We start from the raw sequence: 25,005 nt of genomic DNA, 5'->3' as shown, positions 1-25,005 counted from the left end.
GCCATGCCGAAGGTCATCGACCATGATCAGCGGCGGCGCGAGGTCGTCGAGGTCGCCAAGAAGCTCATCGCCGAGGGCGGCTTCGAGGCGGCCACGATGCGCAGCATCGTCGCCGCGGCCGGTTTCGCCAACGGCGCGCTCAAGCACTACTTCGCCAGCAAGGACGAGATCATCGCGGCGACGTTCGAGAGCGTCCTGGACGCGACCGCGCAGCGGATGTCCGAGCTGGGTCCGTACGACAGCCCCGCGGAGTCGCTGCGGGGCTTCGTCACGGCCGCGATGCCCCTGCAACCGCACCAGATCACGTCGGCGCGCGTGCTGCTGGTGCTGTGGGAGCACTCGGTCGCGAACCCCGACCTGGCCCGCCAGTACCGCGACATGCTCGTCACGTGGCGGGCCGAGCTGTGCGTGCGGGTCGCGGCGGCCTCGGGCGGCGGGGTGTCCCCGGACACCCCGGCCGTCGGCGTGCTCGCGGACGAGATCGTGTCGGTCACGATCGGGGCGAACGTGGCCTGCCTGATGCACCCGGTCGGCGAGCTGGTGGGCCGGTACACCGCGTACATCGACGGGTTGATGGGGCGGATCGCGGGCTGACCTCCCTGGACCCGCGGAGTTTTTTTGTCTACACTCGTAGAATGATCAGTGTCGTCGCGCTGCCGGTCACCCGCACCCGGCCCACCTCCGAGGTCACCGGCCCGCCCGTCGTGCTCATCCACGGGTTCGCCGCCAACGGCACGTCCGACTGGCCGGCCGAGCGCTGGGCCGCTCCGCTGGCCGCCGCCGGTCGCGAGGTCGTCGTGGTGCACCTGCCCGGTCACGTCGGCGGCCCGGCCGTCGGCACGCCGGACGAGGTGACCACCGCGCACCTGCTCCGGCGCATCGCGGAGGGCGTCGGTGCCACCGAGGTCGACGTGGTCGGCTACTCGCTGGGCGCGCGCCTGGCGTGGGACCTGGCGGCCTCCGGCGCGGTCCGGGTGCGCAGGCTGGTGCTCGGCGGCCTGAGCCCGATGGAGCCGTTCGGCGCGGTCGACCTCGCCGCCGCCCGCGCGGCCGTCCAGGGTGGACCGCCGCCGGCGGACCCGCTGACCGGGATGATCACCGGCATGGTGTCCGGCGAGGGGCAGGACGCCGGATCGCTGCTGAACCTGGTGGAGGGCCTGGCCCGGGAGCCGTTCGACCCGGCGGGCAGCGCCCCCGAGGTGCCGACGCTCTTCGTCGCCGGGGAGCAGGACCCGATGGTGCGGGGCATCGACCAGATCGTGGCGCGGGTCGCGGGCGCGCGCCTCCAGCACGTGCCGGGCGACCACTTCGGCGCACTGGCCGGCGACGAGTTCCGCGCGGCCGTGTTCCAGTTCCTCGAAATCTGATCCGCCGACGGGCGTCGCCGCCCGTCGCGCGGCCTCACCGGGTCGAGCGGTGCTCCGGCACCGCTCGACCTCTTGCTGTCCTAAGTGGACGGACGCGGGCGGGGTGTCCGCCGTTTCGCGGAGACCGCCTCCCGGTCGTCCCAGGTGTTCACGGAGTGCGTTGAACCGGGAGGGTGATTCCCCTCGGCAGTCGGGTGAGCGCGGTTCCCCCGTCGTGGGAGGCCCGTCCACGATGGGGGAACGGCACCGCCGACCCGGCGGTGCCGTCGTCACGACGATCGCGAGACCCGGGGCGCGCCACGGTCCACAGTGGACGCTCGTGGTCGGGATCGTCCACCCGGCAAGGAGAGGAACCCGATTCATGCCCGATGAACCCGGTGACTACGCGCCCACCAACGGCATCCGACTGTGGTACCGCGACGAGGGCCGGCCCGGAGGCGAACCGCTGCTGCTCATCATGGGCCTGAACTCGCAGTTGGTCCTGTGGCCCGACGAGGTGGTCCAGGGGCTCGGCGAGCTCGGCTACCGGGTGATCCGCTTCGACAACCGCGACTGCGGCCGGTCGGACAAGATCGCCGGCACCGTCCCGCCCGGCGGCGGGCCCGCGTACCACCTGGTCGACCTGGCCGCCGACACCGTCGGCCTGCTCGACCACCTCGACATCCCCCGGGCGCACCTCGTCGGCGCGTCCATGGGCGGCATGATCGCCCAGTTGATCGCCATCCACCACCCGGAGCGCGCCGCCACCCTGTGCTCGATCATGAGCACCACCGGCAACCCCCTGGTCGGCCTCCCGACCCGCGAGGCGGTCGAGGCGGTGACGAAGCCGACGCCCACCGAGCGCGAGGCGGCCATCGACCACATCGCCGAGGTCTACCGGGTGATCGGCTCGCGCACCCACGCCGACGCCGAGCGCGAGCGCCGCCGGCGCTTCGCCACCGAGTCCTACGACCGGGGCTTCCACCCCCGGGGTGCCGAGCGCCAGTTCGCCGCGATCCTCAACGCCGTGGACCGCACCCCGCGACTCCGGCAGCTCGACCTGCCCACCACCGTGGTGCACGGCGTCGAGGACAGCCTGATCGACGTCAGCGGCGGGCGGGCCACCCGCGACGCCATCCCGCGCTCCACCTACCTGGAGTTCCCCGACATGGGGCACGACCTGCCCCGGGTCCGGCTGCCGGAACTGGTCGAGGCGATCGACGCGAACGCCCGCTCGCGCAGCACCGTCGGCTGAGCCCGTCGGGCCCCGGGCCCGACCCGCGCCCCCGGTCCGCCGCCCGTGGGTGCGGCGGACCGGTGAGTACACAATGGAGTGAACGGCGGCGCGGCTTCCCCCGCCGTGTGGTCGACGTTCGTCCACAAGGGACACCGCCGGGCGATTCCCGGGTGCCGGGCGGTTCCGCCGGGACGTGGGAAGCTGTCCGCGATGACCACGATCCTCGGGCTGACCGCCATCGTCCTCTGGTCGCTGACCGCGCACCGGCTGTCCCGGTGGCACATCGGCGCGCCGGTGGTGATGGTGGTCGCCGGGGTCGTGCTCGGCTTCCTCGTCGGCGACGAGGTCGCGGCGGCGCTCAACACGCTCACCGCCGAGTTCGTCGCGGAGATCATCCTCGCGGTCCTGCTGTTCGTGGACGCCACCGAGGTGCGCGGCGGACGCCTGTTCGGCAACCACCCCGGCACCGCCGCCCGCCTGCTGCTGGTCGCGCTGCCGCTGAGCCTCGCACTGGCGGTGGGGCTGGGGGCCGTGCTGCTGCCGGACGTGCCGTGGCCGGTGCTGCTGGTGCTCGCCTGCGTGGTCGTGCCCATCGACTTCGCGCCGGCCGAGCAGGTCGTGCGCGATCGCGGGCTGTCCGCGCGGGTGCGCACCGTGCTGAACATCGAGGGCGGCTACAACGACGGCATCGTGACCCCGGTCTTCCTGTTCGCGATGACCCTGGCGGGCGACCGGCACCAGGAGCGCACCCCGCTGGAAGCGCTGGCCACCGTGCTCCCGTCGGCGGTCAAGGCGCTCGTCGTGGGGCTGCTGGTCGGTGCGGCGACCGGTTGGCTGATGGACCGGTGCGCGAGTGCCGGCTGGATGACCGGGCGGTCCCGGCGAATCCTGGTGCTCGTCGTGCCGCTGCTGACCTTCTTCACCACCGTGGCCGTCGGCGGCAACGGTTTCGTGGCGTCGTTCGTCAGCGGCATCGCCTTCCGCTTCGCGCACCGGGTCTTCATCGCCCGCAACGTCCGCGCCGCCCGGCAGCGCGGGGACACCACCGAAGCGCTCGCCCGCTCCGGCCGCGACCTGAACCTCCTCGAAGACGTCAGCGCCCAGCTCGGCATGACGATGTGGCTGGTGGTCGGCACGTGCGCGGTCCTGGTGATCGGGTGGGGGTTCTCGTGGGCGGCGCTGCTGTTCTGCCTGGCCGCCCTGACGCTGATCCGCGCGGTCCCGGTGCTCCTGGCGCTGACCGGCTCCCCGTTCACCCGCCGCGAGCGCCTCCTCGTCGCCGCCCTCGGCCCGCGCGGGACGACGTCGATCGTGTTCGGGCTGCTGGCCTACAACGGACTGCCCGATGGTGTGGTCGCCGACACAATCCTGGTCGTCACCGTGACGTGCGTGTTGCTCAGCGTCGTCCTGCACGGGCTCGGTGCGCCCCTGGCCCACCGGTTCGCGCGCGGCCGGGCCGAGCCGGCTTCCCGGGGCTGAGCGCACCGAGGACCGGGCGCGCCCGGCGGCGGTGTGTTCCTCGTGACCCTCCACAGTGGGCGAATCGGTCCGGTGACCGGTGGTCGGGCAATATCGTCGGGTCCGAGCACAACGAGAGGTCACGACGATGAGCACCCACGAGCCGGATCGACGCCCGCGTCCTGTGCAACTCGTGCGCGAGCACGCGTCCGAGGCGTTGGGCAGGGGAGTGGCCGGGCGCATCCGGGCGTTCGGCGACCGGACGCTCTACGTCGAGGCGACGTGGGGAGCGGTCATCCTGGCGTGGCTGGTCGACTTCCTCCTGGTGACCGGCCTCGCGATCGGTGCCGGCGTGGCGTACTACACCTCCGCGCCCGCCACGTCCGACCCGGCGGCCGGCGCGGCCGTGACCACCCTGGCGTCCCTGGTGGTGCTGCCCTTCCTGTACGGCTGGTGCTACGGCAACGGGCGCGGCCTCGGCGCGCTGCTGTCGGGCACCCGCCTGGTGCGCGTCAAGGACGGCAGCCGGGTCGGGTTGGCCAAGGCCGGCTGGGCGATGCTCCTGCGGACGCTGGGTTTCGTGATCATCGCGCTCGGTGCGCTCGGCGGCGATTCGACGGACGCGAACCAGGTCCGGGTGAGCATCGACGTCCGGGCCACCGAGCGGTTGCGGGCCGCCGGGTACCACCGGCTCCCGTGATCCCGGGCGCGTCGTCCGCTCCCGCCCGGCGGCCCGCCCGACCGGTCAGCCCAGGCCGCCGGGACGGTCCAGCAGTTCGCGCAGCGCGGTGTCGATGAAGCGGGTGTCGGCGGGATTGCTGCCGTACCCGGCGAAGTGGCCCCAGATCCCCGGGATGACGCGGAGTTCGGCGTCGGGGATGTGGTTCACCGCCCACGCCTCGTCCTCCGGCGGGAAGTACAGGTCCTTCTCGGCGGGCAGCACGATCGCCGCCGCGCGGATCGAGCGCAGCGCCGCGACCGTGTCGCCGGCGAACCCGGGGGTCCGGCCGACGTCGCCGGTCTGCCACGTCCGGAACATGGTGAGCAGGTTGTTCGGGTCCCGGCCGTCGAGGAAGAAGCCCTCCCAGAACTCGACCAGGAAGTCCTCCAGCGAGGTGTAGCCGAGCTTCTCGTACTCCTCCTCCCAGTAGAACGCCTGGCTGAACCCCCACCCGGCGTAGACGCGGGCGGCGGCGCGCAGGCCCACCGCGGGCAGGTCGTCGCCGTACCAGCCGCCGGCGAACGCGGAGTCGGCGGTCAGCGCGGCCTTCACGCCCTCCAGGAACACCTGGTTGTGGGTGCTGGTCCGGGACGAGCCGCAGAACGGGGCCATCCGCTCGACCATCTCCGGGTGGCTGACCGCCCACTGGTAGGTCTGGCCCGCGCCCATCGACCAGCCGGTGACCAGCGCGAGGCGCTCGATGCCGAAGTGGCGCGTCACCAGGTGGTGCTGCGCCTCGACCTGGTCGTGGAAGGTGACGTGCGGGAACCTCGGGCCGGCGTAGCCGGGCGAGGCGTTGCTGGGCGAGGTGGACAGGCCGTTGCCGAGCATGTTCGGGATGATCACGAAGTACTCGTCCGGGTCGAGCGCCATGCCCTGGCCGATCAACCACTCGTTGTCCCAGTGCCGACCGGAGTACCAGGTGGGGTAGACGACGGCGTTGGACTTGTCGGCGTTCAACGTTCCGTAGGTGGTGTAGGCCAGGCGCGCGCCGCGCAGGGTCGCGCCGTGCTGCAACGTGAAGTCACCGAGTTCGTGGTACTGGGTTTCGGCCACGGGATGCCCTCCTCCGGGGAACGGAAAGTGAGGTTCGCTCGCAACCTCGCCGGTGTCCAATCTGCCTCATCGCGGCCATCGTCGCCACCCTCGCCACCCTCGCCGGTCGACCCGGGGCGGTCAGGCCCGCATCACCGCCGAGATCGGGATGCGGGCCGCGCGGATCGCCGGGACCAGGCCGCCCAGCACGCCCGCGACCAGGCCCGCCGCGACCCCGGCCACCGCCGCCTGCCACGGGAACCCGACCCCGACCAGCGCGGGGTGGCCGATCAGCGACCCGCTCACCCGCAGGCCGACCACGCCCGTCCCGATCGCCGCGCCCGCGGTGACCAGGCCGGTCAGCAGGGTCTCGGCGAGCACGATCGCGGCCAGCAGGAGCCGAGGCGTGCCGACCGCCCGGCGCAGGGCGAACTCCTCGACCCGCTCGCCGACCGTCGCCAGGCCGACGTTCAGAATCCCGGCCACGCCGATCAGCAGCACCAGCGCCGCCATGCCCAGGAAGATCCACCGCATCAGCGCCAGTTGGTTCTCCATGTTCTCGCGCGCGTCGACCGTGTGCACGCGCACCTGCTCGGCGTCCACGCCCGCCGCGACCAGCCGGGCGCTCAACGTCCGCGCCAACTCGTCGGACCCGGGGGTGAACAGGACCTCGATCGACGAACCGCCGACCGCCGGGTCGACCTCCGGGGACGTCGGCAGCCAGGTGCGCAGTTCGTCCGTCCGCACGTACGCGGTGGGTTCCGCCTCGCCGTCCACGACCACGCCGACCACTCGCGGCGTGAGGTGGGCGGACGCGCCGGCCACCGCCATCTCCGCCGGGACCCGGTACCGGGTCAGGCCCTTCGCGGCCTCCTCGTTCAGCACGACGCCCGGCGCGAGCGACGGCGCGGTGGTGAAGTCCAGCCACCGCCCCGACACGGTCCGGAACGGCCGGAACACCCGGACGTCGCCGGTGACCGCGCGGAGCTCCACCTCGATCGCCCGGCCGTCCGCCCTGCGGTCGTCCGGGCCGCACCCCTCGTCCGGGCACCTGTCCCGGCTGCCGGCGCGCGGCTGGTCGAACGGGGTGCCGCCGTCGTTGACCGGCCGGACGCCGGGCTCACCGATGACCGCGCTGGTGCTGGTGATCGCGACGCCGTCCGCGCGCCCGGCGAGCGTCCGCTCGACGATCTCCGGCGTGGTCCCCCTCTCCGGCACCCGCATCACGTGCGTGCCGTCCCGGCCCCGGGTCAGCTCGACACCGCCGACCAGGGCCCGTTCCGCGATCTCCGCGCCCGCCTGCACGGTCAGCACCGCGAGGACGCCCAGGAACAGGCTGACCGTGGACAGGAACGTGCGCAGCTTGTGGGCCCGGATGCCCTGCACGCCGATGACCAGCGCGGAGCGGAAACCACCGGAGAGCGTCACGTCAGCCGTCCTTCGACCAGTTCCAGCACCGTGTCCATCTTCCGGGCGTGCTCGCGGTCGTGGGTGACCAGGACCAGCCCGCAGCCGCGTCGGGTGGCACCGCGCAGCGCCTCGACGACGAGGTCGCCGGTCTCGGCGTCGAGCGCGCCGGTCGGCTCGTCGGCCAGCAGGACCTCGGGCTCGCGGACCAGCGCGCGGGCGATCGCGACGCGCTGCTGCTCGCCGCCGGACAGGCGGGGCGGCCGGTGCCCGGCGAGGTGGGCCACGCCGACCGCGTCCAGCGCCGCCGCCACCTTCGCCCCGCGCTGCCTCCGGGACAGCCAACCCTGGCCGTTCACCAGCGCCATGGCCACGTTCTGCGCCGCCGTGAGGTGGTTGAGCAGCAGGAAGCGCTGGAAGACGAACCCGAAGCCGGCGCTGCGCAGCGCGGCGGCCCGGCGTTCCGGGATGCGGGTGATGTCGCGGTCCCGCAACAGGTACGTGCCGTCGTCGGGTCGGTCGAACAGGCCCAGCAGGCTGAGCAGGGTGCTCTTGCCCGAGCCGGAGCGGCCGACCACGGCCACGCTCTGCCCGCGGTGGAGGGTCAGGTCGACCCCCGACAGCACGGCGCGCGACTCGCCCTGCCCGGTCAGCGTCTTGCCGATGCCGCTCAGCCGGATCAACCCGGTCACCGGCGTCCCGCCGTCGGCTCGGCCAGGTCCGGGCCCGGCACGGCCAGTTCCTCGTCGCCCCGGAGCCCGGACACGACCTCGACGACCTCGCCGTCGGAGAGCCCGAGCACGACATCCGCCGTGCGCCGCGAGCCGTCCGGCCCGAGCACGTCGACCTTCCCCCGCTCCCGGGTCCCCGCGACCGCCTCCACCGGCACGACCAGGGCGTTCGCCGACCGGCCGGTGACCAGCTCCAGCTTCGCCGCGGCACCGTTGATCAGCGTCACGTCGGCGGGCGCGGTGCACACCACGCGCAGCCCGGTCGGGCCGCTGGTGGGCGCTTCGCGCTCCGGTCGTCGTCCGGCCGTGCCGGTGGGTTCACCCGGCCGCGTGGTGGCGGGCGGCGGGGGAGCGGTGCCCGCCGGCAGCGCGGCGACCGACCCGAGCACCGCGCACGGGAACGGACCGGGGCCGTTGACGATCTGCGCCCGCACGTCGGCGAGCGCGCCCGTCACCTGGTACGCCTGGGAGGCGTCGAGTTCCGCCACGATGCCGTAGCCGTGGTGCTTGGCGGACGCGATCGGCATCCCGGCGGTCACGGTGACCTCGTCGTCCACCAGCCGGCCGGCGAACACCGCGCCGTCCGGCACCTCGACGGGGTGCGCCCGGCCGCCCGCCCACACCGAGGCGACCCGGGTCGCCTCGCCGCTCCGGGGCTCCTCGGCGAACCTGACCCGCCCCTCGACCGGCGCGACCAGGCCGTAGGTCGGGTTCGCCGTCACCTCGCCGGCCAGGCTCACCGCGGTGGCGAGGTCCTGGCGGGTCGGCTTGACCTTGGTCAGCGGGGTGCCGCGCGGCGCGAGGTCGGGGTTCCGGGCGGCCCCGTCGGACTGGCCGCACGCGCCGAGGGCGACGGCCGCCGCGCACAGCGGCACGATGATGGTGAAGCGCATGAGTTTTCCCGTCACTGTCTACAGAGGATTATCGGCTACTCGCCGTGGTGCCCGGTGCTGTCGACCCGCCGCAGCGCCGACCCGCCGGCCGCCGCCCCGACCAGCGCGACGGCGAACCCCGCGACGACCGGCGCGGCGAGCCACGGGGTCGGCAGCGGGTGGCCGCCGGCCGGGAGGCCCGGTGTCGCGGACAGCAGCCCGACGCCCACCGCGACCCCCGCGCCGCAGGCGGCCAGCGTCACCGCGCCCACCGGGAGGAGCACTTCCGCCCACAGCGCGCGGCGCAGCAGCCGGGTCGGCGTGCCGGTGGCGACCAGGGCGGCGAACGTCCGGCCCCGGTCGAGCACCGACCCCACCGCCGACACCGACGCGCCCGCCGCGCCGAGCAGCGCGGCGATCACCAGGCCGATCAGGACCGCCCGCCGCACGTCCCCGAGCAGCGTCGAGCCGATCGAGTCGGTGGCACCGCGATCGGTCAGCGCGACACCGGGCAGGGCTCGGGCCAGCGACGTGCGCAGCACGTCCCGGTTCTCCGGTGTGGTCGCGACCGCGACGGTGTCCGGCCGCGCGGCGGGCGACGGCGCGACCTCCGGGTCGACCACGACCAGCGAGCTCCCGCCGTAGGCGCGGACCGGGACGTCCGGCGCGAGGTCGACGGTCGACCGGTCCCGCCGGTCCGCGACCTGGAGCGCCCCGTCCAGCGGGTACGGCGCGTAGACGGCCGGTCCGGACGCGCAGACCAGGCCGGAGAGCACCGTCGCGACCTCCGCGCACCGGCCGACCACGGCGGTGTGCGAGCGCCCGCCGGACCGCACGAGCACGGTGGTCATCGGCACGACCGCGACCCCGGCCGACTCCCGGACCACGTCGACCCGCTCCACCCCGTGCGCGAGGACGGCCCCCGGCCGCCACGTCCCGTCGTCGAACCGGACCTGCTCCTCCAGCGCCGGCACCGCGGTCAGCGCCAGCGCGCCGGTGAACACCGCGACCAGCACCCCGGCCGAGGCCCGGAACGACGCGACCGGCCGCGTGGCCAGCCGCCGGCCGACGAGCAGCGTCAACGGTCCGCGCCGCGTCCGCAGCACGACCCGCCCGACCAGCCCGGTCACCAGGGGCCCGACGAACACCAGCGCGAGGACCACCCCGCCGACCCCCGCCGACACCGCGACGACCTGGTACCGGGGCCCGAGCACGTCGGTGGCGACCACCGCCGCGCCGAACACCCCCGCCGCCGCGAGCGCGAACACCAGCCGCCGGGCGGTGGCCCGCCGGTCCGCCGGCGGGGCGGGTGGGCGGGAGAGCTCCCGCCGGTGGCCGAGCACGGCCGCGCCCACCAGCAGCACCGCCGCGAGCGCGGCGACCACGCCCGCGACCACCGGGTCCGGGACGAAGTCCGCCGGGAACCACGTCCCGCCGCCCCACGGGACCGCCGCCGCAACCCGGCTCGCGGGCACGGCCAGCAGCGCGCCGAGCACACTGCCCGGGAGCGCGCCGACCGCCGTCTCCACCGCGACCGACCGGAGCGCCTGGCCCGGTGTCGCGCCCGCCACCCGCAGCGCGGCGAGCCGGCGGGCGCGCCGGGCCTCGGTGAGCCGGCCCGCCGACGCCACCAGCACCAGGCAGGGCACCACCAGCACGACCAGCCCCACGCCGGTGAGCAGCGACCGCGTGCCGCCGTCGACGCCGCCCGGCGCGGGCGCGCCGACCAGGTCCCGCCGGGCCGTGCCCTGGACCGCCCCGACCGGGTGGCCGACGATCGCGACCAGCTCGTCCGGGAAGCGCAGCGCCGGACCGCCCAGCTCGCCGACCACCTCGCCGGGGAAGCGGCGGCCGAGCCGCTCGGCGGGCACATTCCGCACCAGGTCGGCCAGCGCCGGCGACAGCAGCACCTCGCCGGGCCGGGGCCGGCGCGGGATGCCGGCGGCCACCGGCACGTCCTCGCTCGACGAGGTGACGTCGAAGCGCTCGACCGACCGCCCGCCGAACTCGTCCCGGGTCGTCGCGACGGTCACCGGACCGCCGCCCTCGCCCCGCACCGCCGAGCGCCAGGCGGCCCGGGACTCCCGCGCGTCGAGCGCGCCGGGCACGGTCAGCAGCCACAGCACCAGCAGGACCCCGCCGGCGGTCGCCACCGCGCCCAGGGCCGCCGCCACCCGGCCCCGGCGGTCGCCGCGCAGCACCGCGAACGTGAGCCTCACACCCGCACCCCCGCCACGACCCGACCGTCCCGGAACTCGACCACCCGGTGGGCGCGGCGCGCGACGGCGTGGTCGTGCGTGACCAGCACCACGGCCGCGTCCGCCGCCCGAGCGGCCCCGACCAGCGCGGTCACCACGTCGTGGCCCGTCCGGCTGTCCAGGGCCGCCGTCGGCTCGTCCGCGAAGATCACGCCCGGCCGGTGGACCAGGGCGCGGGCGATCGCCACCCGCTGCGCCTGGCCGCCCGACAGCGCGTCCGGGCGGCGGGCCTCCAGCCCGGCGAGCCCGAGCACGCCCAGCCACTCCCGGGCCACCCGCAGCGCCTCCCCCCACCGGGTCCCGCCCAGCAGCAGCGGCAGCGCCGCGTTCTCCTCGGCGGTGAGCTCCGCGACGAGCATCCCGGACTGGAACACCAGCCCGAACTCGGTGCGCCGCAACACGCTCCGCTCCGCTTCGCCGAGGCGGCCGATCGACCTCCCGGCCAGCAGGACCTCGCCGCCGTCGGCGGGCAGGACGCCCGAGAGCACCCGCAGCAGGCTGCTCTTGCCGGAGCCGGACGGGCCGATCACGGCGAGCACCTCGCCCCGCCGGACGTCGAGGTCCACCCCGTCCAGGGCGCGCACCTCCCCGTAGCGCTTGACCAACCCGCGAGCGGTCAGAATCGGACTCATGGCGTCGATGTTCGCCGTCGCGAGGGGTCGCGCACCTCGGCCGGACCGCCATTCCGGGTCGGCCGGATGACCGATGCGGGGTCCACGGGGGGGTCAGTACGGTGTCCACCGTGGACGGACTTCGCCGGCAGTGGCCGGTGGCGCTCGCGCTCGGCGCGCTGCTGGTGTTGCAGCTCGTCTGGCTGGTGCCGTTGACCGGCTTGGAGTTCGTCGTGTGGCTGACGACCGCGCCGACGTGCGCGGCGGCGCTCGTGGCGTTCCGCCGGCCCGGGGCCGCGACCGCGCTGGCGGTCGGGTCGGTGGTGCTGACCTCGGTGCTGAGCGCGGTCGAACCGGTGCGCCTGGACACCCTGCTCAGCCCCCTGTCGGTCGTCGAGACCGCCGCCTGCTGCGCCTTGGCCGTCGCCGTCGTGCGGTTCGCGTCGCCCCCGGTGGCGGCGGGGTCCGTGGGGCTGCTCATGGCGGCCGGCGCGCTGGCGTCGGTGACGCGCGACGGCTATGTCTTCAGCGGTACCAACATCACCGGGACGCTGATGTTCGGCGTGCTGGCCGTCGGGGCGGGCTGGTTCCTGCGCACCCGCGACGAGGAGCGGGAGGCGCGGACGGCCTCGGCGGTGGCCGACGCCCAGCGCGAGGAGCGGATGGCGCTGGCGCGCGAGCTGCACGACGTGGTCGCGCACCACCTGACCGGGATGCTGGTGCAGGCGCAGGCCGCGCTGGAGGTGTCCGACGACGACCCGGGCGCGGCGCACCGCCTGCTGCCGGGCATCGTGCACAGCGGCACTGAGGCGCTGGGTGCCATGCGCACGCTCGTCGGCGCGCTGCGGCACGCCGACCCGGAGACCGCGACGACGGACCTGGCGGCGGACGTGCTGGCGGCGGTGGAGCGGGTGCGGCAGACCGGCATCGACGTCCGGCTGCGCTTCGACCTGCCCGTCGACCTGCCGCCGGAACTGGGCCGCTCGCTGCTCAGGCTCGTGCAGGAGGCGCTGACCAACGCCCGCAAGCACGCCGTCGCGGCGAGCGCGGTCGACGTGGAGCTCACCCGCACGCCGGACGCGGTGCGCCTGGTCGTCGCCGACGACGGCGAGGGCGGTCCGACCCGGCGCGCCGGCGGCTACGGGCTGGTGGGCATGCGGGAGCGGGTGGCCCTGCTCGGCGGCCGGTTCGCCGCCGGTCCGGACACCGCCGGGTGGCGCGTGTCCGCCGAGCTGCCGTGGGCGGGCAGCCGGTGATCTCCGTGCTGATCGCCGACGACCAGGAGATGGTCCGGGTCGGCTTCCGGATGATCCTGGAGAAGCAGCCGGACATCACCGTCGTCGCGGACGTGCCCGACGGCATCGCCGCCGTGCGGGTGGCGCGCGAGCTGAGGCCGGACGTGTGCCTGCTCGACATCCGGATGCCGGGCCTGGACGGCCTGGAGGTGACCAAGCGGCTCGCGCCGACGTCGAAGGTCGTCGTGGTGACCACCTTCGACCTGGACGAGTACGTGCACACGGCGCTGGAGAACGGCGCGAGCGGGTTCCTCACCAAGGACGCCGGGCCCGCGCTGCTGGTGGAGTCGGTCCGCGCGGCGGCGCGGGGCGACGCGCTGATCTCGCCCCGGGTGACGGTGCGGCTGCTGGCGCACTTCGCGCGGCGGGGCGCGGGACCCGGGCCGAGCACGCTCACCGCGCGCGAGCGGGACGTGGTGCGCGAGGTCGCGAACGGCCTGACCAACCAGGAGATCGCGGCCCGGCTGCACCTGTCGCTCTCCACGGTCAAGACCCACCTCACGTCGGTCCAGTCCAAGCTCGGCACCCGCAACCGGGTCGAGGTGGCGTCCTGGGCGTGGCGCTCGGGACTGGTCGGCCGCGAGGGCTGAGCCGGCGGCGAGGGCCGAGCCCTCGCGGTGCCGCCGGCCGGGCAAACCTGTGATCGGTAGCGGCGCGCCCCACCGCAGGATGGTTCCACGACACCAGCGGTTCGAGAGGTGGGGCACCGTGTTCAAGAAGCTTCGCGACCAGATCGACAACGCGACCCGGCAGGCGACCGAGCGGGCCGCGCAGGACTTCCAGTGGCACGCGGCGCGGTTCCAGCAGGACGCCGCCCGCCAGGGCCACGACATCCGGCCGCAGATGCCGACGCAGGGCATGGCGGCGCAGGGTTTCCGGATGATGGGGCAGGACCCCGCCGTGGTGGAGTTCATGAACCTGCCCGCCGAGGAGCAGCTCCGCCAGCAGGGCGAGGCCAACGCCTACGGGCAGCACCTGCGCCGGCTGCACGAGTTCGGCGAACCGGCCACCGCGATCGTCCGCACGCTGGACCCGACCGGCGTCACGGTCGCCGCCCAGCCGCAGTACACGTCGGTGCTCGACGTCACCCGCGCCGACGGCGCCACCTACCGGACCACGATCGCGCACCTCGTGCCGACCATGACCTACGCCCAGTACGCACCCGGCACCCGCCACCGGGTCCGGATCGACCGGACCGACCCGGGCAACGTCGGGATCTTCGAACTCCTGCCCTGACCCGCCCGGGGTTCGCCGCCCAAAGAATCCCGCCCGGGGAATCCCGCCCGGGAACCCCGCGACCGCCGGAGGTGGACGTTGAACACGGTGGACCCGGCCCAGGCCCGGAGTGACCGCCTCGACCGCCGGCGGGGCGACCCGGTGGTGCTCGCCGGGGTGGTGGCGGCCTCGACGGTCGCGGTGGTCCTGGCGTTCGTGGCCGGGCTCGGCTTCGGCGAGCTGGTCGAGGTGCTGCGGACGTCGGTGATCGACAGCATCTTCGACGACCGGGGCGACGAGACGTCGCCGTTCCTGCTGATGTCCGGCACGTTCGGCCTCGTCGGAGCGGCCTTCACCGGCACCCTGGCCGCCAACGCCGCGCGCGGGTACCTGGGGAGCTCGGAACGGCCGGCGTTCCCGGTCGTCCTCGGGCTCGCCGCGCACACCGCGGGCACCTGGGTGTCGTCGCGGGACTGGCTGCCGCCGCTCGCGGTGGGCACCGAGGTCGACCCGGTCTTCCACCACGACGAGGAGTGGGGGCCCTGGTCGTGGCTGATGTACTACGCGGACCGGTGGGTACCGGCCGGCATGCTGCTGGTGACCGCGACCTCGGTGCTCCTCGTGGTGCGGCACACCCGGCGGCAGGCCGAGGTGGTGGCCGAGCGCGACCGGCTGCTGGCGCACGGGTGCCGGGTACGGGCCGACGTGGTCGAGGTCGAGGTGCGCATCGCCACCAGCGAGTCGGGCAGCCACGCGGCCGGGTCGACGGTCACGGTGGCCTTCGTGGACTTCGCCGGCGTCCGGCACTGGGCGACCCGGAGCACGTCCGACGTGGGCGTGCCGACCGGACCCGGCCTGGCGCAGGTGTTGTTCGACCCGGAGCGCCCGACCGTGGACCGGTCTATCTTCGTGGCGGTCCGCCGCCACCCCGCGCTCGGCGACTGGCTACCCGGCCGCTGACCCCTTGATCCCCTGATCCCCGCCGCCGCCGGCATCAGCTCAGGATGCCGCGCTGGAAGGCTGCGGCCACCGCGGACGCCCGGTCCGGCACCTCCAGCTTGGCGTAGATGTGCAGGAGGTGCGTCTTGACGGTGGCCTCGCTGATGTGCAGCTCGGCCGCCGCCTCCCGGTTGGTCCGGCCCCGCGCGATCAGCGCCAGCACCTCCCGCTCCCGCGCGCTCAACCGCGCCTCGCCCAGCGGTCGCTGCGGGCGGATGCGGCTGAGCAGCAGGGTCGCCACGGACGGCGACAGCACCGTCTCGCCGCGCGCGGCGGCGCGCACGGCCCGGAACAGCTCCTCGCGCGGCGCGTCCTTGAGCAGGTAGCCGATCGCGCCCGCCTCGACCGCCGGCAGCACGTCGGAATCGGTGTCGTGCGTGGTGAGCACCAGCACGCGGACGGTGGGCACGCGCTCCCGGAGCAACCGGATCAGCGTGCCACCGCTCGGGTCCGGCATCCGCAGGTCGGTCAGCACCACGTCCGGCCGGACGGCGGCCACCACGGTCAGCGCCTCGGTGCCGCTCGCCGCCTCGCCGACGATCTCGAAGTCCGGCTGGGTGCCGAGCATCCCGCGCAAGCCGTCGCGCACCACCGGGTGGTCGTCCACGACCACCAGCCGCAGGGGCGTCACCGCTCCACCTCGATCACCGGCACGCTGACGCTGACCGCCGTGCCCGCGCCGGGCGCGGACTCGATGTCGACCGACCCGGCCAGCGCCCGCACCCGTTGCCGCAGCGCGGTGAGCCCGAACCCGCCGGGCGACCGCGTGCCGGTACCCGCGCCGTCGTCCCGCACGTCCAGGATGATCACATCCTCCATATAGGACAGTGTGACGTCGACCCGCCCCGCGTGCGCGTGCCTGCCGACGTTCGACAGGGTCTCCTGCGCCGCGCGCAACAGGGTCACCTCCACCTCCGAGTGCACCGGCAGCGGCGTCCCGGTCACGGTGAAGCTCACCGGGATGTCGTACTGCTCCCGCCACGTCGTCACCGCCTGGCGCACGGCGTCGCCCAGCCGGGCGTCCTGCAACGGGCCGGGGCGCAGCGCCTCGATCGACCGGCGCACCTCGACCAGGCTGGTGCGCGCCAGGGTGCGGGCGGTGGCGAGCCGGCCGCGCACCGGGCCGTCGGGCGGGGCCAGGTCGTCCACCGCTTCGAGCTGGGTGACGATCCCGGTCAACCCCTGCGCGACGGTGTCGTGGATCTCCCGGGCCATCCGGGCGCGTTCCTCGGCGATCCCGGTCTCCCGCGCCTGCGCCACGAGCAGCGCGTGCAGCCGGGAGTTCTCCGCCGCCATGGCGACCAGTTCGCTGTTGATCTCCCGGCGGCGGATCGCCTCCCGCTCGACGGCCCGGATCATCCCGCCGATCAGCGCGGCGAGCGGTGTCCCCACCGCCAGGTTGAACAGCGTCGCGCGGAGGTCGGTGTCCGGCACCGCCAACCACGGGATGTTCGCGGCCACCACGCCGGGGTAGGCGGCCCAGCCGGGCAGCGTGACGAACGCGAGCACGTAGCACGCGGGGATGAAGAGCTGGAACGTCTCGTCGCGCGACACCAGGGCCGAGGTGAGGGCGAGCAGGCCGACGAAGTACAGCACCATGGTCCCGGTGTTGCGCCCGCACCACTGCGGGTGCGCCACGACGAACCACCAGTGCCACACCGCGAGCCCGAGCGCGATGCCGACCGTGGCCAGGTGGTGCGGCCACCCGGCCCGGCCGAACACCACCACCAGCCCGCACGCCAGGAGCAGCAGGCCGAACGGGGCGAGCCCCCAGGCCAGGTCCCACCGCCGCTCGCGTTGCAGGCCGAGCTGTTCCTCCACCGACGTCACCGGGCCATCTTCCCCGCTCGCCGGTAGGTGAGCCGGCGCAGCAGCGCTTCGGCCGGTCCGCGCCGCCCGCCGCGCCGGAGCAGGTCGGCGACCAGCACCGAGACCACCCACGTGCCCAGGGCGACCAGCGCGACCTCGGCGGTGCCGAGCTTCGCGCCCAACCCCAGGGTGTAGGGCACCAGCAGCGCCACGAACACCACCGACTGGAACAGGTAGCAACTGAGCGAGCGCTCCCCGCACGCGGTGATCGCGAGCACCACCGGCCCGCGCCGCGCACCGATCCGGACCGCCAGCAACCCGATCAGCGCCGCGTAGCCCAGACCGCCCGCGATCCCGGTCACCGCGTGCACGGCGGACGTGGTCCACAGCCCCAGTACCGACGTCGGCTCCCAGAAGTGGCCGACCGCGAGCCCCATCGGCAGCCCGCCCGCGAGGGCGGCGATCAGCCCGACGACCGCCGTGCGGACCAGCAGCGGGCGGTGCGCGGCCGGGTCGGTGAGCACACCGCGCCGGGCCGCCCACGTGCCGACCAGGACCGCACTGCCGACACCGATCACGCCGACCGGGGTGATCAGCCACTCGATCGGCCGCAGCACCATCGCCTCGACCGGGTCGGCGGTCTCGAACGACCAGAAGAACGACCGGGTGCCGTCCGACGGCACCATGTAGGCCGCGCCCTGCACCAGCGCGACGACGACCAGCCACGCGGTGGCGGCGACGAGCAGCGCGCGGTCCGAAACCCGGGTCAACCCCACCAGCAGGAAGCCCAGGACGCCGTACAGGCCGAGGATGTCACCGGGGAACAACACCAGCACGTGCACGAACCCGAACACGAGCAGCCAGCGGCTGCGCCGCCGCAGCAGGCTCTTGGCATCCTTCTCCGCGACGCCGGCGGCGCGTTGGCGCTGGATCACCTGGACCACGCCGTACCCGAACAGGGCGGCGAACATCGGGTACGCGCGGGCGTCGACCAGCGCCACGGCGAGCACGCTGACGACCCGGTCGACCAGGCCGTCCTCGACGATGTGCTGCCGTGCGCCGTAGGGGCGGCCGTAGAGGTAGACGACCGAGTTGGCCAGCGCGATCAGCGCGAGCATCAGGCCGCGGGCGAGATCCGGTGCGAGCGACCGTTCCCGCGCGGCGACCGGGCCCGCGAGCGTGGGGATGGGCGACGGGGGAGTGAGCGTCATGGGACGAGCGTCGCGGTTCGCGGGGGCGCGGCGCATCGGCGCATCGACCGAGCGCGGTCTCCACCCCGATCCACCGCGCATCAACCGATCGACCGATGCGCGCCCGGCCGGCGCGGGCCTGCGCTAGGGTGCCGTGTCGACCTCGGGGGGTTGGGAAATGTTCTACTTCGGTGGTTTCTTCGGCGTGCTCATGCTGGGCCTCTGGTTGTTCTGCCTGGTCGACGTCATCACCACCGCCGTCGGCGGGCACCGGAACCTGCCGAAGACCGCCTGGCTGCTGATCGTGCTGTTCTTCCCGCTGGTCGGTTCGATCGCGTGGCTCGTCGCGGGTCGTCCGGTGCGCGCGAGCGGCCGGGCGGGCGCGTACGAACGCCCCGCCCCTGGGTTCCCCGAGTACGACCGGCCCGGCCGCTTCGCCGCCGGGGATTCCGAGTCGGACGCCGACTTCCTGCGCCGCTGCCGGGAACGTGCCGAGGAACAGCGCCGCAAGGCCCGCGAGAGCAGGGGCGAGGACCAGTAGCACCGGGCGACCTCCGGCGCGCTGACCCGGGTCTGACCGGGACCCCGCTCGGTAGTGCCAGGACTACCCCGATCCGGTTGTGCGGGGGATCGTGGCGAGCGCCGCGCGTTCGTAGATTTCCGGTCATGAGCAATCACAACCAGATCGAACAGGTTCGCGCCCGTGGCATCGTCGTGCAGGTCGTGCTGTGGTTGACCCTCGCGGCGAGCGGTGCGGTCAACTCGGTGGGTTCCTTCATGGGCTGGGACAGCATCTACCGACTCGGGGCCGGAGGGGTGGGGGTGCTGTGCATCGTGTTGCTGATCGCGTTCTACCTCAAGCGGCGTTCGCGGTGAACCCCCGGCGGGAGCGGCCCCGGAGCCGCTCCCGACTTCCACGGGGCTGTGGGTGGGACGACCGGGACGGGCCCGTGGCGAGGAGTCCTCGGGTTCGCTGCCCGGTCTTGGCTACTGTTGCCGGCGTGGCGTGAGCCGTTCGCGCCGTCCGCTTCAGGTGTGCCACCGCTGGACGTCCCCGGAGACGAGTGCCGATGCTGACCGAGTTCCTGCGCGACCAGTGCTTCACCACGGCGTGGTTCGGGCTGATGGCCTTCGTGTGGTTCGGCTGGTCCCAGGAGGACCCACCGCGCAGTCGGCGGGTCTGGCTGGGGGTCGGGTCGGGCCTGGGGGTCGCGTTCGCCGCCGCGTTCGGCGTCCTGACCGCGTTGAACTGGGACCAGCCGACGGCGTTGCAGGGCAGGTACGTCTGGTTCGGGGTGCTGGTCGCGGCCGAGGTCGTGGCGGCGGGTCTGGGCTGCCTGCTGCTGGCCCGGCGCGGGCGGTCGCGGTGGATGGCGTGGTGGGTCGCGGTCGTCGTGGCGGTGCACTTCCTGCCGCTGGCGCTGTTCCTGCACGACGTCGGCGTGGCCGTGGTGGGCGTGGTCCAACTGGCCGCGCTCGGCTGGGCCGTGCCCCGGGTGCGCGCGACGACGACCACCAGCAGCCGGGTCGCCGGGCCGGTCATGGGTGCGAGCCTGCTGCTGAGCGCCGCGATCGGCGCGGCGCTGACCCTGCCGGGCCTGTGACCTCGGGCCTCCCCACGACACGCGAACGGCCCCGGTAAGGCAGGGATCACCACTCCCAGCGAATCCCGAACACGCCGGCACCCAGGTCGAGCCCCAGGGCGTGCACGGTGTGGGAGTCGTCCCGGACCAGCGGGCGGACCAGGTGCCGGCCACCGATCTCGGAGAACTGCTCGCACCGCGCCGGCAACGCCGCCGGGTCGAACGTCACCTCGATCAGCAGCTCCCGGGTGGGCATCCGCGCGCGCCGCTCGTGCACGGTCGCGGGTGTCCGGCCCACCTGCTCGACCTCGTACTCGACGATGATCGTCTCGTGCCGCGCCAGCGGCCGGGGAAAGCGCAGTTCCGCCGCCGCGAGCCCGGAATCCCGGTCGCGGTTCAGCGTGACCACGGAGAGGTTCCTGGTCGGTACCAGCAGCGGCGGCGGCTGGTCGCGGTCGGCCCAGAACAGCAGCACCATCCTGCTGACGCCGTCCTCCTCGGCCCGCAGGATGTGCCGGGTCCACTGGTGGCGCTCGGTGCGGTCCGGGCCGATCGCCAACCGCGACGCGATGCTCAGCCTGGTCAGCCGGGCCTCGTCGAGCGGCCCCATCCCGTCCAGCGCGCGCAGCCGGGACCGGGCGTCCGGCCACATCTTCGACCACGGCTCGGCCGTCGGCGTGCGGTGCGCCGACCGGCCGCGCGGCCGGGGCGCGTCGAGCAGCCCGGCCAGCTCGCCACCGCGCAGCCCGAGGTACCGCTCCACGTTGCGCAGCGCCGCCAGCGAAACGGCCCGCTCGGGCTGGCTGCGCCCGGACTGCCAGTAGCTCAGGGTGGCGAGGCTGACCGGCGTCCCCCTGCCCCGCAGGTGCTCGGCCAGCCGTTCCAGGGTCGCGCCGCGCCGCTGGATCGCCCGCCGCAGCGACTCGGCGAACGGGCTCAGGCGGACCTCGGCCGGCTCGGGCACCTGCCGGACAGTAGTCCGCTCGGCCCAGGGATTCCAGGAATTCCCGGGTTTCCCAAGTTCCCGGGTTCCGGGTTCCGGCACGCTCCCGGCCGGCGGGGTGATCGCCCCCGGGAACGGGAACGGGGACGGCGTCGGGGAGGGCACCGGCGCTCGGCGGGACGGCCGAGGTCGAGCCGTGCGAACGGACCTATCTTTCCCGTGCGCCCTACCGGAAAGCTCGGAACGTCACGGTTCGTCCGACTCGCTCCCGGAAACCTCCGGCGAGCTTGCAGAGAGGCGTCCACAGATGCCGAGACAGGCTCTCCGGAGGATCACCGCGCTCGCCGCGACCGGCGTGCTGGTGATCAGTCCGCTGACGGTGGGCACGGCGACGGGCGATCCGGGCCCCGCGCCCGGGATCGGGTCGGTGACGGCTGCCGGGTCGGCGTCCGCCGTTCAAGGGGACACCCACGGTGACGGCGATGTCGACAACCGCCCCGCGACGGCCCAGCCGAGCGAACGGCAGTTGACCGTGGCGGGTGATCGCGGCACGACCGTGCGGTGGAACCGCTACGGCACGCCCGCCACGCTCGTCCCGCGCGCCGACGTCCGACAGCGGGGTGCGGGGCAGGACCCGGTGGGCGTGGCCCGCGCCTACCTGGGCGACAACCGGGACCTGTTCGGCCTGGCCCCGGAGACCGTCGACGCGATGGACGTCGTGGTCAGCCGCCCGATGGGGCAGGGCTCGTACGTCATGCTGCGCCAGAAGTTCGGTACGACGCCGTCGTTGCTGGACGGCCTGGTGACGTTCGGGATCAGGGACGGCGCGGTGGTGTTCCTCAGCTCGACGCTGAGCCCCACCCGGGCCGACCCGGAGCCGGCGACCCTCTCGCCGGACGAGGCGCTGGCCGCCGCGACCGCCGAGGCAGGCCTGGTCGACACCGCCACGTCCCGCGTCCGGCTGGGCGCGGTGCCGATGCCGGACGGGCCGCCGCGCACGGCCTACCAGGTCGTCCTCGTCGGCGGCGACGAGGCGCACCCCACCGGGTACACCAGCTACGTCGACGCCCGGACCGGCGCGCTGCTGGTCCGCGAAGACCTCGTGGACCACGACTCGGACAACCCCGAGTGGGACGTCTTCCCGGCCAACCCGCCGGCGGACTACTCCTCCCGCGACAACCGCGCGCGGTGGTGCCTGGTCAAGGTCCGGGGCTGTGAGCGGTCCGTCGCCACGGCCGACCGGGGTACCGCCTGGGACGCCGACGCGACCGGGCCGTCCACGACCTCCGCCGGCAACTCCGCCCGTGCCACGGAGAAGTGGGACGACCTGGCCGGCGGCACCGTCGGCACGCGCACCGCGACGGCGAGCCCGACCCGCGAGTACACCTACCCGTGGACCAACCAGTGGTACGAGAAGCGGTGCGACCCCGCCGTGTTCGACACCGCGCAGCAGAACGACATCGACGCGGCGCTGGCGAACCTGTTCGCGATGCACAACCGGATGCACGACTGGTCCTACCACCTCGGGTTCACCGAGGAGACCTGGAACATGCAGGCGGACAACGGCGACAACGGCGGCCTGGGCGGTGACGCGGAGCGCGGCAACGCGCAGGCCGGCGGTCGGGTCGGCGGCGCGCCGCCCGGCTTCCCCGCCCGCAACAACGCCAACCAGATCACCCCGCCCGACGGCGTCCCGCCCACCACCAACATGTACTTGTGGCAGGCGACGCCCGGCGCGTTCTACGGCCCGTGCGTGGACGGCGACTACGACATGTCGGTCATCGGGCACGAGTACGGCCACGCGATCAGCGGGCGGCTCGTCGCCGGTCCCGACAGCGGGTGGTCGGGTGCGCAGGCGGGCGCGATGAACGAGTCGCACTCGGACCTGCTCGCGGTGGAGTACCTGTACGAGTACGGGTTCGTCCCGCGCGGCGACACCCGCTACGTCGTCGGCGGGTACGTGACCGGCGACGCGGGGTCGGGCATCCGCAACTTCGACATGAGCCGGAGCCCGCTCAACTACAGCAACGTGGCCTACGACCTGGTGGGCCAGCAGGTGCACGCGGACGGTGAGATCTGGAGCGCCACGAGCTTCGACGTGCGCAAGGCCATGATCGAGCGGTACGGCAGCGGAACGCCCGCGCGGCAACGGGAGTGCGCCGACGGCAAGGTGGCGGTGGAGAAGTGCCCCGGCAACCGGCGCTGGATCCAGCAGGTGTTCGACTCGTTGCTGCTCACCGCTTCCGGCGCGGTGAGCTACGTAGACATGCGTGACGCCACCCTCGCCGCGAACGAGGTCCGCTTCGGCGGCGCGGACGTTCCGCTGCTGTGGAACGCCTTCGCGCGACGCGGCCTGGGCGAGGGCGCGGCCAGCAACGGTCCGAACGACCAGGACCCGACACCGGGCTTCGCCTCGCCGCACGCGCGCAACGCGACCTTGCGGCTGGCCGCGAACGACGCGAAGACCCCGGTCCGGCTGTACGTGGGCAACTACGAGGCCCGGTCGACCCCGGTGGCCGACACCGACCCGGCCACACCGCTGCCCGACACCGTGCGGATCGCGCCCGGTGACTACAACTTCGTGGTCGCCGCAGACGGCTACGGCAGCACCCGCCTCCGGCGTTCGCTGGACCCCGGAGAGCGCGACACGATCCGACCGCAGTCCTCGCGCAACCTCGCGTCGAAGAGCCTCGGCGCGACGGCGGCGGGCGACGGCGTGAACCTGGACAAGCTGATCGACGACACGGAGGCGTCCGGCTGGGCGGCGTCCGGCGGACCGGTCGCGGGCCGAGGCGTCCGGGTGGACCTCCCCGGCACCGAACCCCAGCGGGTGGGGCGCGTGCAGGTGAGCGCGTTGCTGCGCCCGGCGATCGACCCCGATCCGGACCCCGGCACGCAGAGCCGGTTCACCGCCGTGCGCCAGTTCGAAGTCCTGGCGTGCAACAGCGCGTCCGGAGCGAAGTGCGACAGCGAGGCGGGCTACCGGAAGGTGTTCACCAGCCCGGCCAACGCCTTCCCGGCGGGCGGACCGCGTCCGACGGTCGCGGACCTGTCCCTGCGGTCGTTCCACATCCCGCCGACCAAGGCCACCCACCTGATGATCCGCGTGCTGACCAACCAGTGCACGGGCACGCCGGAGTACGCCGGCTCGCAGCACGACGATCCGCGCTCGACCAGTGATTGCGTCACCGGCAACCCGGCGGCGGCAGAGGCCGTTCGAATCGCGGAGTTCCAAGCGTTCCGGAGCTGATGGGTGTGCTTTCGCCGGTCCGTGTGCCCTGGGCGCACGGACCGGCGTGCGAAGAACGCGGCCTCGTCCCCCGGGCGGCCCGATGGTTTAACACCGGGCCGCCGGTATCAAGGGCGCTTCGCGCCGCTGCGCGATGGCCTTCGGCCACCCTTGACACCGACGACCCGGTGTTAACTGCGGCCTGGGCGGGGGGCGGGAGGGGAAAAGCCCGCGAAGTGTGTGGGTCGCGGGAGTGCGGGCGTGTGGGAGGGGGGAGGGGGTGATTGGGCGGGTGTTTTGACGGTGTGTAGTTGGTCGTTCTACGTTCGGTGGCGTTGGATCGTCGAGCTCCGGAGGCGTGATGCCCACCGAGAACCCGTCGCGGCGTGGATTCGCCCGGATCGTCGCGGCGAGCGTGGCGGGCACGACGATCGAGTTCTACGACTTCTTGCTGTACGGCACGGCCGCCGCTCTCGTGTTCGACAAGGTCTTCTTCCCCGGCAGCGAACCGTTGACCGGCGTGCTGCTCGCCCTCGTCACCTACGCGGTGGGCTTCTTGGCCCGGCCGTTGGGTGGCGTGCTGTTCGGTCACCTCGGGGACCGGTTCGGTCGACGGCGGACGTTGTCGTTGAGCCTGATCGTCATGGGCACGGCCACGGTCGCGATCGGGCTGGTTCCCTCCTACGCGTCGATCGGTGTCGCCGCGCCGATCCTGTTGACCGCACTGCGTCTCGTCCAGGGGCCGGCGCTGGGCGGCGAGTGGGGCGGCGCGGTGCTCCTGGTTGCGGAGCACGGTTCGGCTGCGCGGCGCGGGTTCTGGAGCAGTTGGCCGCAGACCGGGGACCGCTGGGCAACATGATCGCGACCGGCGTGCTGGCCTTGCTGAGGCTCGGGGTGACCGACGGGCAATTCCTGGACTGGGGTTGGCGCATCCCGTTCCTGCTGTCGGCGGTGCTGGTGGTGATCGGGATCTAGCGCGTGTTTCATATGTGGCGTAGCCAGATGTTGATGGCGGCGATGTCGATGGTGGCCTGGTAGCGGACGGCGAGTTTGTCGTAGCGGGTGG

23 protein-coding genes and 1 pseudogene are annotated in these 25,005 nt (G+C 74.0%); 14 read left to right on the top strand and 10 right to left on the bottom strand.

Annotated elements, in window-relative coordinates:
* Positions 1 to 3: 3 nt before the first annotated feature.
* From AB0G01_RS34310 to AB0G01_RS34290, 5 genes are all read left to right on the top strand, one after another.
* Positions 4 to 594, top strand: a complete 591-nt coding sequence (locus AB0G01_RS34310) for a TetR/AcrR family transcriptional regulator (RefSeq protein ID WP_360954757.1) — start codon at positions 4 to 6, stop codon at positions 592 to 594.
* Between the two features lie 41 nt (positions 595 to 635).
* On the top strand, positions 636 to 1,367 hold the full coding sequence (locus AB0G01_RS34305) for an alpha/beta fold hydrolase (protein ID WP_360954754.1): 732 nt from the start codon (positions 636 to 638) through the stop codon (positions 1,365 to 1,367).
* A gap of 361 nt (positions 1,368 to 1,728) precedes the next feature.
* Positions 1,729 to 2,601, top strand: a complete 873-nt coding sequence (locus AB0G01_RS34300; protein WP_360954751.1) for an alpha/beta hydrolase — start codon at positions 1,729 to 1,731, stop codon at positions 2,599 to 2,601.
* Positions 2,602 to 2,793: 192 nt separating this feature from the next.
* Positions 2,794 to 4,062: a cation:proton antiporter gene (locus AB0G01_RS34295; protein WP_360954748.1), complete on the top strand. Its 1,269-nt coding sequence runs from the start codon at positions 2,794 to 2,796 to the stop codon at positions 4,060 to 4,062.
* Between the two features lie 127 nt (positions 4,063 to 4,189).
* Positions 4,190 to 4,741, top strand: coding sequence for a hypothetical protein (locus AB0G01_RS34290; RefSeq protein WP_360954745.1), 552 nt, complete (start codon positions 4,190 to 4,192; stop codon positions 4,739 to 4,741).
* Between the two features lie 45 nt (positions 4,742 to 4,786).
* Here the strand turns inward: AB0G01_RS34290 and AB0G01_RS34285 are convergent, their stop codons facing one another.
* The 6 genes from AB0G01_RS34285 to AB0G01_RS34260 form a co-directional block, all read right to left on the bottom strand.
* Complete coding sequence (locus tag AB0G01_RS34285; protein WP_360954742.1) at positions 4,787 to 5,818, bottom strand: alpha/beta fold hydrolase; 1,032 nt, start codon at positions 5,816 to 5,818, stop codon at positions 4,787 to 4,789.
* A gap of 120 nt (positions 5,819 to 5,938) precedes the next feature.
* Positions 5,939 to 7,225 carry an ABC transporter permease gene (locus AB0G01_RS34280; protein ID WP_360954740.1) on the bottom strand — a complete coding sequence of 429 codons (1,287 nt, stop codon included), beginning with the start codon at positions 7,223 to 7,225 and terminating at the stop codon, positions 5,939 to 5,941.
* On the bottom strand, positions 7,222 to 7,896 hold the full coding sequence (locus tag AB0G01_RS34275; protein WP_360954737.1) for an ABC transporter ATP-binding protein: 675 nt from the start codon (positions 7,894 to 7,896) through the stop codon (positions 7,222 to 7,224). The genes AB0G01_RS34280 and AB0G01_RS34275 overlap by 4 nt, the downstream gene beginning before the upstream one ends.
* Positions 7,893 to 8,828 (bottom strand): efflux RND transporter periplasmic adaptor subunit, encoded by a 936-nt coding sequence (locus AB0G01_RS34270; RefSeq protein WP_360954734.1) that lies wholly within the window; start codon positions 8,826 to 8,828, stop codon positions 7,893 to 7,895. The genes AB0G01_RS34275 and AB0G01_RS34270 overlap by 4 nt, the downstream gene beginning before the upstream one ends.
* A 35-nt stretch (positions 8,829 to 8,863) precedes the next feature.
* Positions 8,864 to 11,026 carry an FtsX-like permease family protein gene (locus tag AB0G01_RS34265; RefSeq protein ID WP_360954731.1) on the bottom strand — a complete coding sequence of 721 codons (2,163 nt, stop codon included), beginning with the start codon at positions 11,024 to 11,026 and terminating at the stop codon, positions 8,864 to 8,866.
* Positions 11,023 to 11,697: an ABC transporter ATP-binding protein gene (locus AB0G01_RS34260; protein WP_360954728.1), complete on the bottom strand. Its 675-nt coding sequence runs from the start codon at positions 11,695 to 11,697 to the stop codon at positions 11,023 to 11,025. Before AB0G01_RS34260 ends, AB0G01_RS34265 begins: the two co-directional genes overlap by 4 nt.
* A 110-nt stretch (positions 11,698 to 11,807) precedes the next feature.
* On the opposite strand from AB0G01_RS34260, the gene AB0G01_RS34255 reads away from it, so the two are divergent.
* The 4 genes from AB0G01_RS34255 to AB0G01_RS34240 all read left to right on the top strand — a co-directional run bounded on the left by AB0G01_RS34255 (position 11,808) and on the right by AB0G01_RS34240 (position 15,146).
* Positions 11,808 to 12,932, top strand: coding sequence for a sensor histidine kinase (locus AB0G01_RS34255; RefSeq protein ID WP_360954725.1), 1,125 nt, complete (start codon positions 11,808 to 11,810; stop codon positions 12,930 to 12,932).
* Complete coding sequence (locus tag AB0G01_RS34250; RefSeq protein WP_360954830.1) at positions 12,929 to 13,561, top strand: response regulator transcription factor; 633 nt, start codon at positions 12,929 to 12,931, stop codon at positions 13,559 to 13,561. Before AB0G01_RS34255 ends, AB0G01_RS34250 begins: the two co-directional genes overlap by 4 nt.
* Positions 13,562 to 13,679: 118 nt before the next feature.
* Complete coding sequence (locus AB0G01_RS34245; RefSeq protein ID WP_360954722.1) at positions 13,680 to 14,207, top strand: hypothetical protein; 528 nt, start codon at positions 13,680 to 13,682, stop codon at positions 14,205 to 14,207.
* An 87-nt stretch (positions 14,208 to 14,294) separates the two neighbouring features.
* Positions 14,295 to 15,146 carry a hypothetical protein gene (locus tag AB0G01_RS34240; RefSeq protein ID WP_360954827.1) on the top strand — a complete coding sequence of 284 codons (852 nt, stop codon included), beginning with the start codon at positions 14,295 to 14,297 and terminating at the stop codon, positions 15,144 to 15,146.
* A gap of 34 nt (positions 15,147 to 15,180) precedes the next feature.
* Here the strand turns inward: AB0G01_RS34240 and AB0G01_RS34235 are convergent, their stop codons facing one another.
* Genes AB0G01_RS34235 through AB0G01_RS34225 form a run of 3 tightly spaced genes read right to left on the bottom strand, consistent with a single transcriptional unit; the run spans position 15,181 to position 18,205 of the window.
* Complete coding sequence (locus AB0G01_RS34235; RefSeq protein ID WP_360954719.1) at positions 15,181 to 15,816, bottom strand: response regulator transcription factor; 636 nt, start codon at positions 15,814 to 15,816, stop codon at positions 15,181 to 15,183.
* Complete coding sequence (locus tag AB0G01_RS34230; RefSeq protein WP_360954716.1) at positions 15,813 to 17,015, bottom strand: sensor histidine kinase; 1,203 nt, start codon at positions 17,013 to 17,015, stop codon at positions 15,813 to 15,815. Before AB0G01_RS34230 ends, AB0G01_RS34235 begins: the two co-directional genes overlap by 4 nt.
* The gene (locus tag AB0G01_RS34225) at positions 17,012 to 18,205 is read right to left on the bottom strand and encodes a DUF418 domain-containing protein (RefSeq protein WP_360954713.1); all 1,194 of its coding nucleotides are present in this window, start codon (positions 18,203 to 18,205) and stop codon (positions 17,012 to 17,014) included. Before AB0G01_RS34225 ends, AB0G01_RS34230 begins: the two co-directional genes overlap by 4 nt.
* A 157-nt stretch (positions 18,206 to 18,362) precedes the next feature.
* Between AB0G01_RS34225 and AB0G01_RS34220 the strand changes: the two genes are divergently transcribed.
* The 3 genes from AB0G01_RS34220 to AB0G01_RS34210 all read left to right on the top strand — a co-directional run bounded on the left by AB0G01_RS34220 (position 18,363) and on the right by AB0G01_RS34210 (position 19,788).
* The gene (locus AB0G01_RS34220) at positions 18,363 to 18,725 is read left to right on the top strand and encodes a PLD nuclease N-terminal domain-containing protein (protein WP_360954710.1); all 363 of its coding nucleotides are present in this window, start codon (positions 18,363 to 18,365) and stop codon (positions 18,723 to 18,725) included.
* Positions 18,726 to 18,850: 125 nt separating this feature from the next.
* Positions 18,851 to 19,060 carry a hypothetical protein gene (locus tag AB0G01_RS34215; protein WP_360954707.1) on the top strand — a complete coding sequence of 70 codons (210 nt, stop codon included), beginning with the start codon at positions 18,851 to 18,853 and terminating at the stop codon, positions 19,058 to 19,060.
* 194 nt (positions 19,061 to 19,254) lie between these two features.
* Positions 19,255 to 19,788 carry a hypothetical protein gene (locus AB0G01_RS34210; RefSeq protein ID WP_360954704.1) on the top strand — a complete coding sequence of 178 codons (534 nt, stop codon included), beginning with the start codon at positions 19,255 to 19,257 and terminating at the stop codon, positions 19,786 to 19,788.
* A 46-nt stretch (positions 19,789 to 19,834) separates the two neighbouring features.
* Here the strand turns inward: AB0G01_RS34210 and AB0G01_RS34205 are convergent, their stop codons facing one another.
* On the bottom strand, positions 19,835 to 20,731 hold the full coding sequence (locus tag AB0G01_RS34205) for an XRE family transcriptional regulator (RefSeq protein WP_360954701.1): 897 nt from the start codon (positions 20,729 to 20,731) through the stop codon (positions 19,835 to 19,837).
* Between the two features lie 286 nt (positions 20,732 to 21,017).
* Between AB0G01_RS34205 and AB0G01_RS34200 the strand changes: the two genes are divergently transcribed.
* Positions 21,018 to 23,960 carry a M36 family metallopeptidase gene (locus AB0G01_RS34200; protein WP_360954697.1) on the top strand — a complete coding sequence of 981 codons (2,943 nt, stop codon included), beginning with the start codon at positions 21,018 to 21,020 and terminating at the stop codon, positions 23,958 to 23,960.
* A 340-nt stretch (positions 23,961 to 24,300) separates the two neighbouring features.
* Positions 24,301 to 24,911, top strand: a pseudogene (locus tag AB0G01_RS34195) (MFS transporter); the annotation flags it as partial.
* Between the last annotated feature and the right edge of the window lie 94 nt (positions 24,912 to 25,005).

This window comes from Actinosynnema sp. NPDC023587, assembly GCF_040640215.1.
In the GTDB taxonomy this organism is placed as follows: Bacteria; Actinomycetota; Actinomycetes; order Mycobacteriales; family Pseudonocardiaceae; genus Actinosynnema.
Note: the sequence above shows the minus strand (reverse complement) of the source record. Positions and strands in the feature narration are given on the sequence as shown.

Bases quoted from the DNA above. Each gene is read 5' to 3' on its own strand.
- AB0G01_RS34225 (WP_360954713.1), bottom strand. From the start codon at position 18,205: ATGACGCTCACTCCCCCGTCGCCCATCCCCACGCTCGCGGGCCCGGTC.
- AB0G01_RS34305 (WP_360954754.1), top strand. From the start codon at position 636: ATGATCAGTGTCGTCGCGCTGCCGGTCACCCGCACCCGGCCCACCTCC.
- AB0G01_RS34260 (WP_360954728.1), bottom strand. From the start codon at position 11,697: ATGAGTCCGATTCTGACCGCTCGCGGGTTGGTCAAGCGCTACGGGGAG.
- AB0G01_RS34220 (WP_360954710.1), top strand. From the start codon at position 18,363: ATGTTCTACTTCGGTGGTTTCTTCGGCGTGCTCATGCTGGGCCTCTGG.
- AB0G01_RS34270 (WP_360954734.1), bottom strand. From the start codon at position 8,828: ATGCGCTTCACCATCATCGTGCCGCTGTGCGCGGCGGCCGTCGCCCTC.
- AB0G01_RS34210 (WP_360954704.1), top strand. From the start codon at position 19,255: ATGCTGACCGAGTTCCTGCGCGACCAGTGCTTCACCACGGCGTGGTTC.
- AB0G01_RS34310 (WP_360954757.1), top strand. From the start codon at position 4: ATGCCGAAGGTCATCGACCATGATCAGCGGCGGCGCGAGGTCGTCGAG.
- AB0G01_RS34215 (WP_360954707.1), top strand. From the start codon at position 18,851: ATGAGCAATCACAACCAGATCGAACAGGTTCGCGCCCGTGGCATCGTC.
- AB0G01_RS34200 (WP_360954697.1), top strand. From the start codon at position 21,018: ATGCCGAGACAGGCTCTCCGGAGGATCACCGCGCTCGCCGCGACCGGC.
- AB0G01_RS34290 (WP_360954745.1), top strand. From the start codon at position 4,190: ATGAGCACCCACGAGCCGGATCGACGCCCGCGTCCTGTGCAACTCGTG.
- AB0G01_RS34295 (WP_360954748.1), top strand. From the start codon at position 2,794: ATGACCACGATCCTCGGGCTGACCGCCATCGTCCTCTGGTCGCTGACC.
- AB0G01_RS34300 (WP_360954751.1), top strand. From the start codon at position 1,729: ATGCCCGATGAACCCGGTGACTACGCGCCCACCAACGGCATCCGACTG.